This is a genomic window from Chitinophaga sp. 180180018-3 (assembly GCF_037893185.1).
In the GTDB taxonomy this organism is placed as follows: Bacteria; Bacteroidota; Bacteroidia; order Chitinophagales; family Chitinophagaceae; genus Chitinophaga.
Window position 1 is genome coordinate 780,443 of record NZ_CP140772.1, and the last position, 16,407, is coordinate 796,849.

Annotated in this window: 15 protein-coding genes; 9 read left to right on the forward strand and 6 right to left on the reverse strand. The window is 48.6% G+C overall.

Going from position 1 to position 16,407, the window contains the following annotated elements:
- Positions 1 to 45 precede the first annotated feature (45 nt).
- The 6 genes from UNH61_RS03180 (at position 46) to hutG (ending at position 6,680) form a co-directional block, all read left to right on the forward strand.
- Positions 46 to 435, forward strand: coding sequence for an SET domain-containing protein (locus UNH61_RS03180; RefSeq protein WP_326990663.1), 390 nt, complete (start codon positions 46 to 48; stop codon positions 433 to 435).
- A 181-nt stretch (positions 436 to 616) separates the two neighbouring features.
- Positions 617 to 1,093 carry a MarR family transcriptional regulator gene (locus UNH61_RS03185; RefSeq protein ID WP_326990664.1) on the forward strand — a complete coding sequence of 159 codons (477 nt, stop codon included), beginning with the start codon at positions 617 to 619 and terminating at the stop codon, positions 1,091 to 1,093.
- Between the two features lie 45 nt (positions 1,094 to 1,138).
- Positions 1,139 to 2,707 carry a histidine ammonia-lyase gene (hutH, locus tag UNH61_RS03190; RefSeq protein WP_326990665.1) on the forward strand — a complete coding sequence of 523 codons (1,569 nt, stop codon included), beginning with the start codon at positions 1,139 to 1,141 and terminating at the stop codon, positions 2,705 to 2,707.
- Complete coding sequence (gene hutU / locus UNH61_RS03195) at positions 2,685 to 4,355, forward strand: urocanate hydratase (RefSeq protein WP_326990666.1); 1,671 nt, start codon at positions 2,685 to 2,687, stop codon at positions 4,353 to 4,355. Before hutH ends, hutU begins: the two co-directional genes overlap by 23 nt.
- A gap of 100 nt (positions 4,356 to 4,455) precedes the next feature.
- Positions 4,456 to 5,685 carry an imidazolonepropionase gene (hutI, locus tag UNH61_RS03200; protein WP_326990667.1) on the forward strand — a complete coding sequence of 410 codons (1,230 nt, stop codon included), beginning with the start codon at positions 4,456 to 4,458 and terminating at the stop codon, positions 5,683 to 5,685.
- Entirely contained in the window at positions 5,679 to 6,680 is a 1,002-nt protein-coding gene (hutG, locus tag UNH61_RS03205) for a formimidoylglutamase (protein ID WP_326990668.1), read from the forward strand. The genes hutI and hutG overlap by 7 nt, the downstream gene beginning before the upstream one ends.
- A gap of 11 nt (positions 6,681 to 6,691) precedes the next feature.
- Here the strand turns inward: hutG and UNH61_RS03210 are convergent, their stop codons facing one another.
- Complete coding sequence (locus UNH61_RS03210) at positions 6,692 to 7,522, reverse strand: CHAD domain-containing protein (protein ID WP_326990669.1); 831 nt, start codon at positions 7,520 to 7,522, stop codon at positions 6,692 to 6,694.
- 81 nt (positions 7,523 to 7,603) lie between these two features.
- On the opposite strand from UNH61_RS03210, the gene UNH61_RS03215 reads away from it, so the two are divergent.
- A complete protein-coding gene (locus UNH61_RS03215) occupies positions 7,604 to 8,191 on the forward strand; it encodes a hypothetical protein (RefSeq protein WP_326990670.1) in 588 nt (195 codons plus the stop codon).
- A 91-nt stretch (positions 8,192 to 8,282) separates the two neighbouring features.
- Here UNH61_RS03215 and purU read toward each other — a convergent pair whose 3' ends face one another.
- Positions 8,283 to 9,152, reverse strand: a complete 870-nt coding sequence (gene purU, locus UNH61_RS03220) for a formyltetrahydrofolate deformylase (RefSeq protein WP_326990671.1) — start codon at positions 9,150 to 9,152, stop codon at positions 8,283 to 8,285.
- Between the two features lie 12 nt (positions 9,153 to 9,164).
- Entirely contained in the window at positions 9,165 to 10,667 is a 1,503-nt protein-coding gene (locus tag UNH61_RS03225) for a hypothetical protein (RefSeq protein ID WP_326990672.1), read from the reverse strand.
- A 307-nt stretch (positions 10,668 to 10,974) separates the two neighbouring features.
- Here UNH61_RS03225 and UNH61_RS03230 point away from each other — a divergent pair, with 307 nt between their 5' ends.
- Entirely contained in the window at positions 10,975 to 11,445 is a 471-nt protein-coding gene (locus UNH61_RS03230) for a metallophosphoesterase family protein (protein ID WP_326990673.1), read from the forward strand.
- A gap of 31 nt (positions 11,446 to 11,476) precedes the next feature.
- Complete coding sequence (locus UNH61_RS03235; protein WP_326990674.1) at positions 11,477 to 12,532, forward strand: DUF4421 domain-containing protein; 1,056 nt, start codon at positions 11,477 to 11,479, stop codon at positions 12,530 to 12,532.
- Here UNH61_RS03235 and UNH61_RS03240 read toward each other — a convergent pair.
- The 3 genes from UNH61_RS03240 to UNH61_RS03250 form a co-directional block, all read right to left on the reverse strand.
- A complete protein-coding gene (locus UNH61_RS03240) occupies positions 12,529 to 13,110 on the reverse strand; it encodes a TIGR00730 family Rossman fold protein (RefSeq protein ID WP_326990675.1) in 582 nt (193 codons plus the stop codon). The two genes, UNH61_RS03235 and UNH61_RS03240, sit on opposite strands and share 4 nt — an antisense overlap.
- A 13-nt stretch (positions 13,111 to 13,123) precedes the next feature.
- The gene (locus UNH61_RS03245; RefSeq protein WP_326990676.1) at positions 13,124 to 13,753 is read right to left on the reverse strand and encodes a hypothetical protein; all 630 of its coding nucleotides are present in this window, start codon (positions 13,751 to 13,753) and stop codon (positions 13,124 to 13,126) included.
- A 140-nt stretch (positions 13,754 to 13,893) separates the two neighbouring features.
- Positions 13,894 to 16,167 carry an aconitate hydratase gene (locus UNH61_RS03250; protein WP_326990677.1) on the reverse strand — a complete coding sequence of 758 codons (2,274 nt, stop codon included), beginning with the start codon at positions 16,165 to 16,167 and terminating at the stop codon, positions 13,894 to 13,896.
- Between the last annotated feature and the right edge of the window lie 240 nt (positions 16,168 to 16,407).

The following is a 16,407-nucleotide window of genomic DNA, read 5'->3' on the forward strand; positions in this document are numbered from 1 at the left end:
CGGTTTAACTTTACTTTACGTCTTGTTTTATTTTGAATTAGCGCTATGATTAAGTCGTACTTGTATATTGATAAGTCGAAAGGAAGAGGCAGGGGAGTATTCACCAGGGAAAAGATTCCGGCTGGAACTATGATTGAAATATCGCCTGTACTGGTGCTTTCCTACGATGACACTGAGGTCGTTGACAAAACCAAACTCCATAACTATATCTTTCTCTGGGGCGCTAGAGAAACCCGGTCCTGCCTGGCACTGGGCTATTGCTCCATCTATAACCACGATTATGCTCCCAATTGTGTGTATGAGATGGATTTCGACGCCGATACCATGAGCATCATTACCATCCGGGATATTAAGAAAGGAGAAGAACTCTTTATTAACTATAACGGTGAAGTAACTGATACCTCTCCACTTTGGTTTGATATCAGGAAAAAATAACTAAAAATTAATACGCAGCCGCAAAGATAATTTTGCCTGGTCTGCACGTATTTCAGTTTTCTTTCGTAATATTGTATAAGTGCTTATATAATTAGCATAAATGATAATATCAGACTGAACAAGAACAACCGCCACGGCGCTATAATTCTTAATTCTTCCATCCTAATTCTTCATTCTTTCTATGTTCTATCCATCACTCGGCTATCTCATCTTCGGCACCCGCCTGCGCAGACTCAGTGAATATTTCCTGATGGAAGTAAACAAGGTATACGAGCAGGCAGGCATCACTTTCGACGCCAGCTGGTTTCCGGTATTTTACCTGTTATCGAAACACGAGTCCATGCCCATGATCGATATCGCCGGGCAACTGGAGATCTCGCATTCGGCCGTAAGCCAGATGGTAACGAACCTGAAAAAGAAAGGATTGCTGAAAACAGCTCCCTGTAAAGAAGACGGACGCCGTCAGCTGGTAACATTTTCCAAAAAAGGAGAAGAACTGCTGCAACAGGTGCAGCCGGTATGGAAAGCTATTACAACAGCTATGGAACAGCTGGTAGATGAGAATAAACAAAGCCAGCAGATACTGACTGCCATCGCCCAGATTGAACAGTCTGTAGAACAACAGCCGCTGTCAGAAAGGATCAAACGACAATTATAAATCATACACCAAAACTACTAGCCGCTAGTAGCTAAAAGCTAAATCATGAGTGATATTTTTAAGTACGGTATCGACCAGCTCACGGTAGCCACCGCCATCAATATTGCTGCCGGCAGGGTAAAGGGCGTACTCGTGCCCGACGTCGTTACCCGCGTGCAAACAAGCGCCGGATATGTACAGGCCATCGTATCGCATCATACTACTGTTTATGGCGTCAATACAGGGTTTGGACCACTTTGCGATACCAAGATCTCAGAAGCAGATACCCGCGCATTGCAGTATAATATCCTGCAGAGCCATAGTGTAGGAGTAGGAGAGAGTATACCGGAAGAAATTGCCCGCATCATGCTCATCACCAAAGTGCATGCGCTTGCCCAGGGTTATTCCGGAGCCGCATTAGCCACGCTGGAGCGGATTATCTGGCATATCGATCACCGCGTTACGCCACTGGTACCTGAAAAAGGCTCTGTTGGCGCTTCGGGCGACCTCGCTCCTTTATCGCACCTGTTCCTGCCGCTGATAGGGCTGGGCAAGGTATGGTACAAAGGACAGGTAACGGATACCGCTTCCATGATGCAGCAGGAAAGTATACAACCGGTGGTGCTGGGCCCCAAAGAAGGCCTGGCGCTGATCAATGGTACACAGTTCATCCTCGCTTTTGCGGTGAAAGCAGTACAACGATTACACAACGCGCTGGAAGCGGCAGATGTTATCGGAGCGCTATCGCTCGAAGGACTGATGGGTACTTCCAAACCTTTCGATCCGCGCCTGCACGTGATCCGGCCTTTCCCCGGCAATCAGCTGGTAGCACACCGGTTGAAGACGATGCTGGACGATTCCGAAATCATGGCATCGCATGTAGATTGCGGCCGTGTGCAGGATCCCTACTCCCTGCGTTGTATGCCACAGGTACATGGCGCCAGTCGTACAGCCTGGCAGCACCTGCAGGAGCTTACCACCATTGAACTGAATGCAGTAACTGATAACCCTGTTATTTTTAGTTCGGAAGATACCATCAGCGGTGGTAATTTCCACGGCCAGCCCATGGCCCTGCCCCTGGATTACGCCACAGTAGCCGCTGCCGAACTGGGTAACATATCCGACAGACGCTGTTATATGATGATTGAAGGAAGATATGGACTGCCTAAATTACTTATACAGGACGCCGGACTGAATTCTGGTTTCATGATACCTCAATATACTACCGCCGCCCTGGTAACGGAGAATAAAACACTGTGTTTCCCCGCCAGCGCGGATAGTGTGCCCACTTCACTCGGACAGGAAGATCACGTTTCCATGGGATCTATCAGCGGCCGCAAACTGAACCAGGTGATCGGCAACCTGGAATATATTCTCGCTATCGAACTGCTGTATGCTGCGCAGGCAGTGGATTTCAGACGACCGCTGAAATCAGGTCCTGTACTCGAAGCGGTACATCAGTATACCCGGAAGCAGGTGGCCTTTGCAGATAAGGACCGCATCTTTTCGAACGACATTGCCGCCCTGCATAAAATCATCACCGATCAATCACTCGTGCGTGTTGCCAACGAAGCAGCCGCTCAACATCAACTTAACTTAAACGGAATTTACAATGACCAGTTTGGACTTTATTAAAACATTTGCAGCTCACCCGCACTATAAAGCACCTCATGGATCACAGCTGCACGCCAGATCATGGCAAACAGAAGCGCCCCTGCGCATGTTGCTCAACAATCTTGATGCTGCCGTCGCAGAGAACCCGGAAGAGCTGGTGGTATATGGTGGCATCGGACAGGCAGCCCGCAACCGCGAAGCATTGCAGAAGATTATTGAAATATTGCTGACACTGGATGAAGAACATTCTCTGTTGGTACAATCAGGAAAACCGGTAGGTATCGTACGTACGCATCCACAGGCTCCCCGCGTGATGCTGGCCAACAGCAACCTCGTGCCGAAATGGGCTACCTGGGAGCATTTCAATGAACTGCGTTCAAAAGGTCTGATGATGTTCGGACAGATGACTGCCGGCAGCTGGATCTATATCGGTACACAGGGCATCCTGCAGGGAACCTATGAAACCTTTATGGAATGCGGCCGTCAGCATTTCAATGGTAACCTCGCAGGGAAACTGCTGGTGACAGCCGGTATCGGCGGTATGGGCGGAGCCCAGCCACTGGCCGCCACTATGTCCGGCGCCGTGTTCATCGGCGCAGATGTAGATCCGTCACGTATTCAGAAACGACTGGATACCCGGTACATCGACCGTATGACACATTCTTATGAAGAAGCCATACAATGGGCACAAGAAGCGCAGGCTAAAGGGCAGGCCCTGTCTATCGGCCTGGTGAGTGATGCTGGTGATATGTTGGAAAGAATGTTGCAAGACAACATCATCCCCGATATCCTGACCGATCAGACCTCTGCCCATGATCCGCTGAATGGTTATGTGCCCAATGGCCTGACCCTTGCTGCTGCCCTGGATTTGCGCAGGAACAATCCGGAGCAATACCGGGAGCTGTCTCTCAAAAGTATGGCCCGCCATGTTGGCTTTATGTTGCAGATGCAGCAGAAAGGCGCCGTTACTTTCGACTATGGCAATAATCTCCGTGAATTCGCCAAACAGGGCGGAGAGGCCAATGCCTTCAATTTCCCCGGATTCACTCCTGCTTATATACGCCCGCTTTTCTGCGAAGGGAAAGGCCCATTCCGTTGGGTAGCTCTTTCTGGCGACCCGGAAGATATTTATACGACAGATCGTGCGCTGATGGAAGCATTCCCGGAAAACACCCATTTGATTAACTGGCTGAAGCAGGCACAGGAAAGAGTGGCATTCCAGGGCTTACCAGCACGTATTTGCTGGCTGGGACTGGGCGAGCGCGAGAAAGCCGGACTTATTTTCAACGAGCTGGTAAGAACCGGAAAAGTGAAAGCACCAATTGTGATTGGCCGCGATCACCTGGATTGTGGTTCCGTGGCATCTCCGAACCGGGAAACTGAAGCCATGAAAGATGGCTCCGATGCGGTGAGCGACTGGACCCTCCTTAACCTGATGGCTAACACCGGTGGCGGCGCTACCTGGGTATCATTTCATCACGGCGGCGGAGTGGGCATGGGTTACTCGCAACATGCCGGTATGGTAGTACTGGCCGATGGTACTGATCGCGCTGCTGCATGCCTTAGCCGCGTTCTCTTCAACGATCCTGCCCTGGGCATTTTCCGTCATGCCGATGCCGGCTACGAAAAAGCGCAGGAATGGGGCCGGAAGTTTGATATAAGCATCTAATCTTTAGCTTTTAGTCTTTGGCCTTTAGTGACCGAAGCGGATAACCCAAGGCCAAAGACTAAAAACTAACACCTTTTCTCAACTTCTATTCAACCGCATTATGAAAACTTTACATGGTCCTTTTGCACAAATATTGCCGATGACAGATCTGCCCCTGAAGGGCGCCCTGCATGATGAGCAGCTTACTGTGATAGAGAAGGCGGGCGTTGTAGTGGAGAACGGGGAAATTGTGTCGATGGGCGATTACCGCACTTTGCTGCAGCAGTATCCCGATTGTGAGATCGCTTTCCAGGATACGCCACTGGTGCTGCTGCCGGGGTTTATCGATTGTCATACACATATCTGCTATGGAGGTACCCGCAACCGGGATTATGCTATGCGCATTGCGGGCAAAACATACCTGGAAATAGCGCGTGCCGGTGGCGGGATATGGGACTCTGTTACTAAAACACGCGAAGCCGACCTGGTAACGCTTACAGAAAATACGGTTGCGCGGGCTAACCGTCATCTGTTGGAAGGAGTTACCACCATAGAGGTGAAAAGTGGTTACGGGCTTAATCTGGAAGATGAATTGAAAATGCTGCGGGCTATTCAACAAGCAGGTTTGCATACCAGGGCTTCACTGATACCTACCTGTCTGGCAGCGCATATGAAACCGCGCGACTATACCGGTACAGAAGAGGCTTACCTGCAATGGATCTTAGATACGCTGTTACCTGCATTGCAGGAAGAGCAGCTCGGCAACCGGGTGGATATTTTCATTGAGGAAACAGCTTTCTCTGTCCCGGCAGCTACCAGGTTCCTGGAAGCAGCCATGAGACAGGGTTTTGCAGCTACGGTGCATGCCGATCAGTTTACTGCCGGTGGGGCAGAAGTGGCCGTGAAAACAGGCGCTGTTTCCGCGGATCATCTGGAAGCCAGTTCTGATAAGGAGATCGCCTTACTGGCGGAATCTGCTACCGTTGCCGTAGTTTTGCCAGGAGCCTCCCTGGGCCTGGGCATGCAATACGCCCCGGCGCGGAAGTTACTGAATGCGGGGGCTTGCGTTGCCATAGCGAGCGACTGGAACCCGGGATCGGCACCTATGGGTGACCTGCTGATGCAGGCAGCAGTAATGAGTGCTGCAGAGAAGTTATCCACCGCGGAAGTGCTGGCTGCGTTGACAATCAGGGCTGCACCAGCGCTGCAACTGAAAGGTACCGGCAGGCTCACACTAGGATATGCAGCCGACATGCAAGCCTATCCTACCGCCGATTACAGGGATATACTCTACTATCAGGGGAAAATGAAACCTGTTATGGTCTGGAAAAAAGGAGAACCAGTATGCTGAACATGATTACAAAGGAATATTACCGTCAGGCAGATAAACAGGCATGGGGTGGCCGTACAGATGGCACTGAGCCGGATTTGCTCCGATGGCACCAGGTAGTGATGCTAACCGATTTGTTGCAAGGCCCACTGCCTGCACTGCATCCCGGGCAAAAAGGAATTGTGCTGCTCGGATTTGCTTCCGATGAAGGAGTGCGCCGTAATAAAGGCAGAACCGGAGCGGCAGCCGGACCAGCCGCCTTGCGTAAAGCAATGGCCGGTTTTCCTGTTCATTTTGAAGAACAGCTGCTGTTGCTGGATGCAGGCGATATCGTTTGCATGAACGGTCAGCTCGAAAACGCACAGCAACAACTCAGCGAAGCAGTGAAAGTTATACTGGCAGCAGGTTACCTGCCATTACTCCTGGGCGGTGGACACGAAATTACGTATGGGCATGCCCGTGGTATCCGTGAATTTGCACCACAGGCACGTACGGGCTTTGTGAATTTCGATGCGCATTTCGATATACGCATACCCGGAGAAGAAGGTCCCAGCTCAGGCACCGGCTTCTGGCAACTGGCGCAGGATTGCAAGCAATCAGGGCAGCCATTTCATTACCTGGCATTAGGTATCCAGCAAAATGGGAACACCCGGCAGCTCTTTAACATCGCCGGCGAAGAAGGGGCTACCTATGTAAGCGCCGATGCCTTTCATCTGCACGACAAAGACACGCTGTTTGCGGCTGTACAGCATTTCCTCAGCCAGGCTGATCAGATTTATCTGACTACCTGCCTCGATGTATTTGCGGCTGCTTACGCTCCCGGTGTAAGTGCCACGGCATTTAACGGCATTGTGCCATCAGGCCTCTTTCTGCAATGCTACCGTAAAATACTGCAAAGTGGAAAGGTGGCCGGTGTGGATGTGGCAGAGCTCAACCCTTCGCTGGATATAGACAATCGCACTGCCAAACTGGGGGCTGCATTGGTTTTTGAAACGGTGATGGCATATGCCGAATGATTGCTGCTGTATTAAAGAAAAATGTTCTGCAGCTTTCTGACCTGGTCTGCACAAAGCGCCAGCTCTTCTTTCATGTCCTTCTGTAAAAGCGATATCATCTGTTTTACATTGACAGGCAGAGACATTTTGGCTTTTCTTACCTGCGTGGCGGTATTCCTCACAAACAGCAACAACTCGCTGGTGTCGTGCCACTGGCCCAGCAACTCTCCGGCTTTCCTGGCATGATCTGCAAGATGATCGGTATATACGGCCGGCAGCAGTTGATCTAACATGGAAACCTGGTAATACAGGCTTTTTACTTCTTTTCGTACCCCATGCCATACAGTATGGTGGGCTTTACTGGCGGGTAACTGTATGTGCTGATGTTGTTGTTGAAGGTAATCCGATAATGCAGTTGTGGCAGCATCAGGATCAATGTCTTCAATGGCTTTCCTGAATTTTTCAGGTAGGTTTCCTAACTTTTTAAGTGAGCAGTGTTTTAATGTTATCTCCAGCATGTCTTTCGCGGTATCCCTTCTGCTGTGTAATAACAGATGCGCTGCGGAAAAGCGCCAGTCCACTTTTTTCTCATACTGCTGTAGCCGTTTTTCCTGGAGATAAGCATCTCTGGAAGCTCCGCTGATACCCTGTATCAATCGAACTTCATGCAGATGCTTTCCTGCACCGAAAGCGTAGCCGGGAAGTTGTTGAGCCAGCGAAAAAAATGCCCGGAGTTTTTTAACACCTACGCGCAACACATGAACGGCATCTGCATCTGCAGGCGATTGCTGTAGCCTATCATAAGCATCCGCAACAGTGTCGCACTCCTTTCGGAGATAGTGGTATAAAGCCGTTTGCAACATGGTACTTAAAGTTAAAATAAAATTCCCTGGGAATCGCCTTATCAGGATAATTTTGATACATTTGCTTCAAATTGTTATGTTATGCAGATAATCCCCAAAATGGCAACAGCCTTGTTGCTAACGCTATGCAGTATGCCTGCTGTTGCTCAAAAAATCAAACTTGTAGAAGGCGATTTGTCGCCATTGAAAGATCAGAAGGAAATCAATGCTGAATTTACCTACGATCACCTGACGGTGGGAAAAGATAGCGAAGAAGACTACATCCGCAAGAAAACGGCCGAATACAACAACAAAGAAGCCGGTAAAGGCGATACCTGGGCCAAAGCCTGGAAAGCAGACCGGACTGATCGTTACGAGCCAAAATTCGATGAGCTCTTCAACGACAACGGTGATATGAAGGTGGGCAAATATCCCAACGCCAAATACACCCTCATCTTCCACACCACCTACATTGAGCCCGGCTTCAACGTGGGCGTTGCCCGTAAGAACTCCTACATCGATGCGGAAGTTCAGATCGTAGAAACAGCAGACCACAATAAAACCATCGCAAAAGTATCCATCGACAACGCCCCCGGACGTATGATGGGCTTCGATTTCGATACCGGTATGCGCATAATGGAATCGTATGCGGTAGCAGGAAAGAAGCTGGCGAGATTTATAGCGAGATAAGAATTACGAATTACGAAATAACGGGGAGATAGTAAACGCGAAGATCCACTTCGCTACTATCTCCCCGTTATTTCATAATTCATAATTCTCTCTAAAACACAATCGTCTTATTCCCATGCAAAATGACCCTGTTCTCCACATGCGCTTTCACTGCACGGGTAAGCACCTGGCGCTCTATGTCGCGGCCCAGCATTACCAGGTCTTCTACCGTATGACGATGGCTGACCCTGGTTACATCCTGTTCGATGATAGGGCCTTCATCTAGTTCATTGGTAACGTAATGCGCGGTGGCTCCTATCAGTTTTACGCCTCTTGTATAGGCATTCAGATAAGGGCGTGCACCCGCAAAAGCCGGCAGGAATGAGTGGTGTATGTTGATGATACGTTGCGGATAACGTCCTACAAACTGAGGGGAGAGAATTTGCATGTAACGCGCCAGCACGGTGAAATCTATGGCATGTTCTTCCAATAAGTCAATAGCGGCGCGTTCCTGCTGCTCCTTGGTGCCGCTGGTCACAGGCAGATAATGGAATGGTATATCCATAGCGGTACATTCCTTTTCCAGCAGCGGGTGGTTGGATATCACCAATGGAATGTCTACAGGCAATTCCCCGCTTTTCCATCTCCATAACAGTTCCAGTAAACAATGATCATAGGCAGATACCAGAATCGCCATACGTTTACGCTGATCCCCGTACTCAATTTTCCATTCCATCTTCAGCGGTTGTGCTACTTCCCGCTGAAAGTCGGCTTCCAGAGCGGATTTGTTAAGATGATCGAGCTGGAATTCCATACGCATGAAGAATAAACCTTCCCTGGGATCAGTACTGTGCTGGCTGGCATCCAATATATTAGCGCCCAGCCGGTATAGGAATTGGGATACGCCGGCTACAATTCCAGGCCGGTCCGGACAACAAATGAGTAAACAGGCTGTTGTCTGCTGAGTGGTTTGTTTCGACATAGTGATGGTAAATTAAGAAATTATCTTCTCTATTTTCCTTTCCAGCATCCCGAAATACTCCAGCGCATTTTTGAATTTCTCAGTATTGGTGACGGAAACATTATATGTTTCACTCTCATAGCCATCTTCGTCCTGTGCCCTTAACCTGACCATCTGGCCACCATCCGCAGCGGGTTTTATATCAAAATGGTAGAAATCATATTGTTCCTCTTCTTCCTTATAAGGATAGCTTTTAATGATGGTAACTCTGCCGGCCCTGCCATCTTCCGGTTGCCTGAAACTGCACATCAGAGAGCCGATGTATAGCGGATCGCTATCGTCGTCGTAATAGTCGCTGTATTTTTCTTTTACGAGCGGGAGCGACAACATAGCAGTTACTTTTTCAACCGTGATCTTTTCCCGGAACTGCTGCTGATAGTATTCCATCGCAGAAAACTCTTGCTGAAGACTGATCCAGCCTTCCTCTATCAATGTCTTGTAATATTCCGGTGTTTGCTGTACATCAAGTGTATGCCATTCCTTATCCTCACCGGTAAGGGATTTGCAGACTATAGAGCGATGGCGTTTGGATTGATAATCGAAATAAAAGATCATCGCCGCATACTCCTCAAGATGTTGGAAATATACATTGGTGGAAAATGCCTGCTGCTGTGTTACCATTACCCTGGTATACCGCGAACCACGCCAGAACTTAAGCTGCTTCGCTTCTTCCGGCGAACTTCCGAACAGTGCGAAGAGCGGGGAAGTCCGGAATCGTTCCATGTTATTATCAGTCAGGTATTCGCTCTCAAAAATAAAAGGGATCTGCTCCCCGGCAATGGGCGCCGCTTCATCTTTCAGTAGGGGAGCACCTTCTTCAAGCCGCTTCGATATCTCCATGGTGCTCAGCCAGTCTTTGAAACTGTATATTTCTCCGTCTGTTTCTGCTTCATTCAATAAACAAGCGTCGTCAAATATGCTGGCAAGCACTTCCCTTGGATAATCGTCATACTCCTCATCAACGATGAGGAAAGGTATATCTGTTCTTTCCTTGTTAAAAAAACGCTGGTAGTCGAAATGATATTGATCAGTAGCCAGGAATACCTTTATTGTAATATGGCCCCGGACTTTTAAATCACCGTGATTGTAATCGCCCCAAAAGAGGCCATGAACAAGGAGATTACCGGCAACGTAGATTTCCTGCCCACCAGCCATGATGTTATCGGCTTCGAGGTCACCCAGCACAGTAAGACCAATAGCGCCATCAGTTTCATCGTTCATGATATGCTGCGCTTTCAGATTTCCTGTGATCAGTATCATGAAAATATTATCCCGGTGAGTTTCATCGCTAAGCCGGATATGGGTGTTGATGAAGTCGAGCCGGAGATTACCCGTGGCTGTATTGCCCTCATAAAAAGCGACGATATCGTCATTAATTTCTCCCGGCTTGTATTTATCTCTTTGTATTGCCCATGAATCTTCCGGCAACAGGTGTTTGATTTCCGAAAATTTTTTCGTCTGAAAAACTGGTTCCATCATCTATGGTTAATATTAAAAAGAAGAAAATGGATCAATGGGGAGGATCACAAACAATATGCAAATGATGTTTTCCATCATTAACCGGCGGCAAAGTATATAAAAAACAGATGCTGGCAAAGAAAAGAAGGAACGCCCTTGTGAATGCAGCAGAATTTCAGGAAATTCGCAGGAATGTTACGAAACTAAAGGCCTGTTTGGGTGGAGACACAACATTTTACCCTGCCATTGGCGGATACCATGACGATTGTTAAACACAGTAACTGTAAAATTCTAATATAATTTTCGGGTGAAAAAGATAGGATTAATGTCAGATACCCATAGCTATCTGCATCCACAGGTTTTCAGGTATTTTGAGGAAGTGGATGAGGTCTGGCACGCGGGAGATATCGGAAACAGGGAGCTGGCCGATAAAATAGAGGCATTCAAACCCTTCAGGGCAGTTTACGGAAACATCGATGGAGCGGATATCCGTATCCGTTATCCGGAAACGCTCCGTTTCAACCTCGAAGGGGTGGAGGTAATGATGACGCATATTGGCGGGTATCCGGGCAGGTACGCACCCGGGGTGAAAGAGCAACTGAAGCAGTACCGCCCTAAACTCTTTATTTGCGGTCACTCGCATATTCTCAAAGTAATGCCGGATCCGGCATTGCAGCTATTACACATGAACCCGGGAGCCTGCGGGCAACAGGGATGGCATAAAGTTAAAACGCTGTTGCGCTTTCAGCTGGAAAGTGGCAACATTCAGCAACTGGAAGTAATTGAGCTGCCGTAACCATCCCGGGAGCTTATAACCTGCAACGATTATGAACCTGCGAATATTAGTTTGGCTGTGTATCCTGAGTGGAGTAACAATACAAGGGCTGGCTCAGGGCCGGTTCCTGAAGTGGTTGAAGACGGAGAATGATACCAATTATATTGATGAACATACGGAAGATATTACCGCCCGGCTGTATGGCTCCCGTAAATTCACCCGGTACGACATTACCGACAGGAAGCAAAATACGCATATCCTGTATCGGCCTAATACTCCTTTTAATATTGGATTTGGCGCGAATTACCGGTTTATAGGCCTGAATATCGGTTTTAATCTGCCGATGATTAATCAGAAAAATGATAAATACGGTAAAACCAAATACATCGATCTGCAATCGCATGTGTATCTGCGTAAAATAGTGGTTGATTTTTACGGTCAGTATTACAAAGGTTATTACATCGCCAATCCTGCCGGGGTGTTTGGCAAGGAGTACGCTGCTCAAAATCCTTATCCACAGCGGCCGGACCTCCGGAACATCGATTTCGGACTGAATGTGCAGTATATTTTCAACGATAAAAGGTTTTCCTACAGGGCACCTAACCTGCAGAACGAATACCAGAAGAAAAGCGCCGGTTCACTGATTGTTGGCGGCGAAATGTTCCTCGGCAGAATCAAAGGCGACTCTTCACTGATCCCGTACAATATGGCCGACACGCTGTTCCTGCACGATCAGCATTATTACAAAACAGGCATATCTTCCCTGGCGGCTAATATCGGTTACGCTTATACGTTTGTACTGAAGCAACACTTCTTTCTTTCCCTGTCACTGACCGGGGGACTGGGAGGGAACGTGACCAGCCTGTTCATGGAAAACGGAGATATTACCCGTCGGGTGGGATTAACATTCAGCAGTACCATCAGGGCTTCGCTGGGATATAACTCCAGCAGGTATTTTGCAGGCGTGCATTACGTAGGAATGAACACCCGCAGCGGCATGTCGATCCCCCATACTTACCAGACGTTTGGTACCGGCAACCTGCGGGTAAGTGTGGTAAGGAGGTTTGCATTGAAAAAGCCGGTATGGCATTCCAGGCATACTATTTAACTCTGCGCAGGTGTAATCCATTTGGATTTAACAGGCGGCTGGTAACTTTCCATTTGCGCCAGCAGGTCCGTGATATTATCGCTGCACAGTAACATATTTTTATTTTCTTCAGAAAGAAAACCTTTGTCAGTCATGTTTTGCGCCAATGCGATCAGGGAATCGTAGAAGCCGTTTGTATTCAGGAGCCCGATAGGTTTCCTGTGCAGTCCCAACTGGCCCCAGGTAAGCATTTCGAAGAGCTCTTCCATCGTACCAAACCCACCCGGCAGTGCGACCACGCCATCACTCAGTTCATTCATTTTAGTTTTGCGCTCGTGCATAGTATCCACAAGGATCAGTTCCGTCAGCCCATGGTGCGCGAGCTCCTTCTTTTGCAGAAAATGAGGCAGCACGCCGATGACCTTTCCTCCTGCCTGCAGCGCGCCGTCGGCAACTGCACCCATCAGGCCAACATGGGCGCCTCCATACACCAGCGTCAGATTACGTTGGGCAAGCGCTGCACCCAGCCCGGTAGCCTGTTGCACATAAATTGGATCAGATCCGCTGCTGGAGCCACAAAAAACAACAATTCGATTCATATCTTTTATCTGTTTATAAGGTGTTTAATTCAGTGATCAGGTTTTCCCGGGCCTGCTGCTCATAACGCTCCAGGAAGGCCTGGGTCCGGAAAATGGCAGGCATGTCCAGGAAGTGTTGCAGTACCTTTTTCCGTCCGGGCCGGTAAACCAGGTCGGGATACAGGCTGAATTCATGCCGGATCTGCTTCGTATAGGCCTGATATGCCTCCGGCGATGCCCCGAGGATCTGCAGATCGAAATCCAGGAAATAGTCCAGGTCTGGATGCTGTAACTCATTGACATGCGTCAGGGTGGCATTGATGAATGTTTCCACCAGCCTGGCCCGTTCAGCCGGATAACCGATAGCATGCAGATGGGTAACCGCTGCTGCTGCGCTTTGGGCTTCGTTATCAGACCCGGGAACGTTGTACACCAGGTCATGAAAAAAGATGGAAAAAAGTACGATGTCGTTATCCGTGATATTGTCCGCATATTCCTGTTGCAGGGAAATAAGGCTGGCAATATGCCGGAGATTATGGTAATGACGTTCCTTGCTGTTGTACGCCTCTTCCAGTGCCATCCAGGCCGGATTGATCAGATTAACATCGGTAGTATACGCCTGGTGGAGAGAAGACCAGATGATGGGTAAATCCTGTGCTGACATACGCCGTATTTTCGGGTTTCAAGTTAAAAATAAAACAGCTACCGGGCTACAAACCAGGGTTGTTGTATGGTTAAATGTGGAAAAATAAAAAGAGGTACCGTTTATAAGCGATACCTCTTTCGTTATACAGGTGTGTATTATTAAGCTTTAGCTTTGGCTGCTTCTGCACGGATCACGTTCAGCGCACCACCTGCCTTAAACCACTCGATCTGTTGTTCGTTATAAGTGTGGTTTACAGGGAACTGGTCTGAGCTGCCGTCTTTATGATGCAGGGCAACAGTCAGTTGTTTACCGGGAGCAAAGGTAGTGAGGCCCAGGATATCGATAGTATCATCTTCCTGGATCTTATCATAGTCTTCCTTGTTAGCGAAAGTCAGACCCAGCATACCCTGCTTTTTCAGGTTGGTTTCGTGGATACGGGCGAAAGATTTCACCAGGATGGCACGAACGCCGAGGTGACGGGGCTCCATGGCAGCGTGCTCACGGCTGGATCCTTCACCATAGTTTTCATCACCCACTACAACCGCACCGAAACCGGCAGCTTTGTAAGCGCGCATGGTGGCAGGAACAGGACCGTATTGGCCGGTTAATTCGTTTTTAACGGTATCAGTTTTATCGTTAAATGCGTTCACCGCACCGATCAGCATGTTATTGGAGATATTATCCAGGTGGCCACGGTATTTCAGCCATGGACCAGCCATAGAAATGTGGTCAGTAGTACATTTGCCTTTCGCTTTGATAAGCAGCTTCAGTCCTTTCAGATCTGTACCTTCCCATGCTGCAAATGGTGCCAGCAGCTGCAGGCGATCGGATGTCGGAGACACGATCACCTGTACACCGCTACCATCTTCAGCAGGAGCCTGGTATCCGGCATCTTCCACAGCAAAACCCTTTACAGGAAGCTCAAAACCTACCGGCTCATCCAGCATTACTTCCTCTCCGTTCTTGTTTTTCAGTTTGTCTTTCAGCGGATTGAAGGTGAGGTCACCGGCAATAGCAAGCGCTGTAACAATTTCAGGAGAAGCTACGAAAGCGTGGGTAGAAGCGTTACCATCGTTCCTTTTCGCGAAGTTACGGTTGAAGGAAGTGATGATAGAGTTCTTACGGTTCGGATCGTCGATATGACGGGCCCACTGACCAATACATGGACCACAGGCGTTAGCCAGTACCACACCGCCTACCTGATTAAAGGTATTCAACAGGCCATCTCTTTCGATGGTGTAGCGAACCAGTTCAGAACCCGGAGTGATAGTATATTCAGATTTCATATCCAGCTGCTTGTCGATAGCCTGCTGGGCCAGGGACGCAGAGCGGGAAATATCTTCATAGGAAGAGTTGGTGCAGGAACCGATCAGGGCTACTTCCAGTTTCTCAGGCCAGTTGTTTTCTTTTACTGCCTGCGCAAATTTGGAGATAGGCCATGCCAGATCCGGTGTAAACGGACCATTCACGTATGGTTCCAACTCGTCGAGGTTAATTTCGATCAGTTGATCGTAGTATTTGGCAGGATCTGCATATACTTCAGCATCCGGACGGAGGTGTTCTCTCACGCCATCAGCCAGGTTAGCCACATCGGTTCTGCCGGTAACTTTCAGGTAGTCGGCCATCTTGGTGTCGTATGCAAAGATGGAGCAGGTAGCACCGATCTCTGCACCCATGTTACAGATAGTGGCTTTACCGGTAGCGCTGAAGCTGTCGGCACCTTCACCAAAGTATTCCACGATAGCGCCTGTACCACCTTTTACAGTGAGGATACCAGCTACTTTCAGGATGATATCTTTAGCAGAAGTCCATCCGCTCATCTTACCGGTCAGTTTCACACCGATCAGTTTCGGCATTTTCAATTCCCAGGGTAAGCCAGCCATTACGTCTACTGCATCGGCGCCGCCCACACCGATAGCTACCATGCCTAAACCGCCGGCATTGGGAGTATGGGAGTCGGTACCGATCAGCATTCCGCCCGGAAACGCATAGTTTTCCAGTACTACCTGGTGGATGATACCAGCACCGGGTTTCCAGAAGCCAATACCATATTTATCAGAAATAGAAGAAAGGAAATCGTAAACTTCTTTGTTGGTGTCAATAGCAGTCGCCAGATCCTGCACTGCGCCTACTTTAGCCTGGATCAGGTGATCGCAGTGAACTGTCGACGGAACCGCTACTTTATCACGGCCACAGGTCATAAACTGGAGCAAAGCCATCTGGGCAGTTGCATCCTGCATAGCTACGCGATCCGGAGCAAATTCAACATAGGAATTGCCTCTTTCAAAGGGCGTGGTAGTCGGTGCAAACAGGTGAGCGTACAAAATCTTCTCAGCAAGTGTCAGCGGGCGACCTAACATTTTACGGGTTGCTTCCACTTTACCCGGGAGTGCCGCATACACTCTTTTAATCATGTCAATATCAAACACCATGGGAAAAAAATAATTTAAGAGCGGTTAAAAATTGCTCGCAAAATTAACTAAAAACAACAAGTTTTTAAATTAAATACCAAAGATAAAAGGATGCCCGGCTAAACTTCCTGTACTTTAACAGTTTTTTAAACGCAGCCATCGAACTGGCATAAAACCGGCTGTCTGCCATCCTGAATGCAGGTACTGCAGCCATTCGGCAGTGACTACAGGCGGCCATTTACAAGGATTTTTACTTGTTTT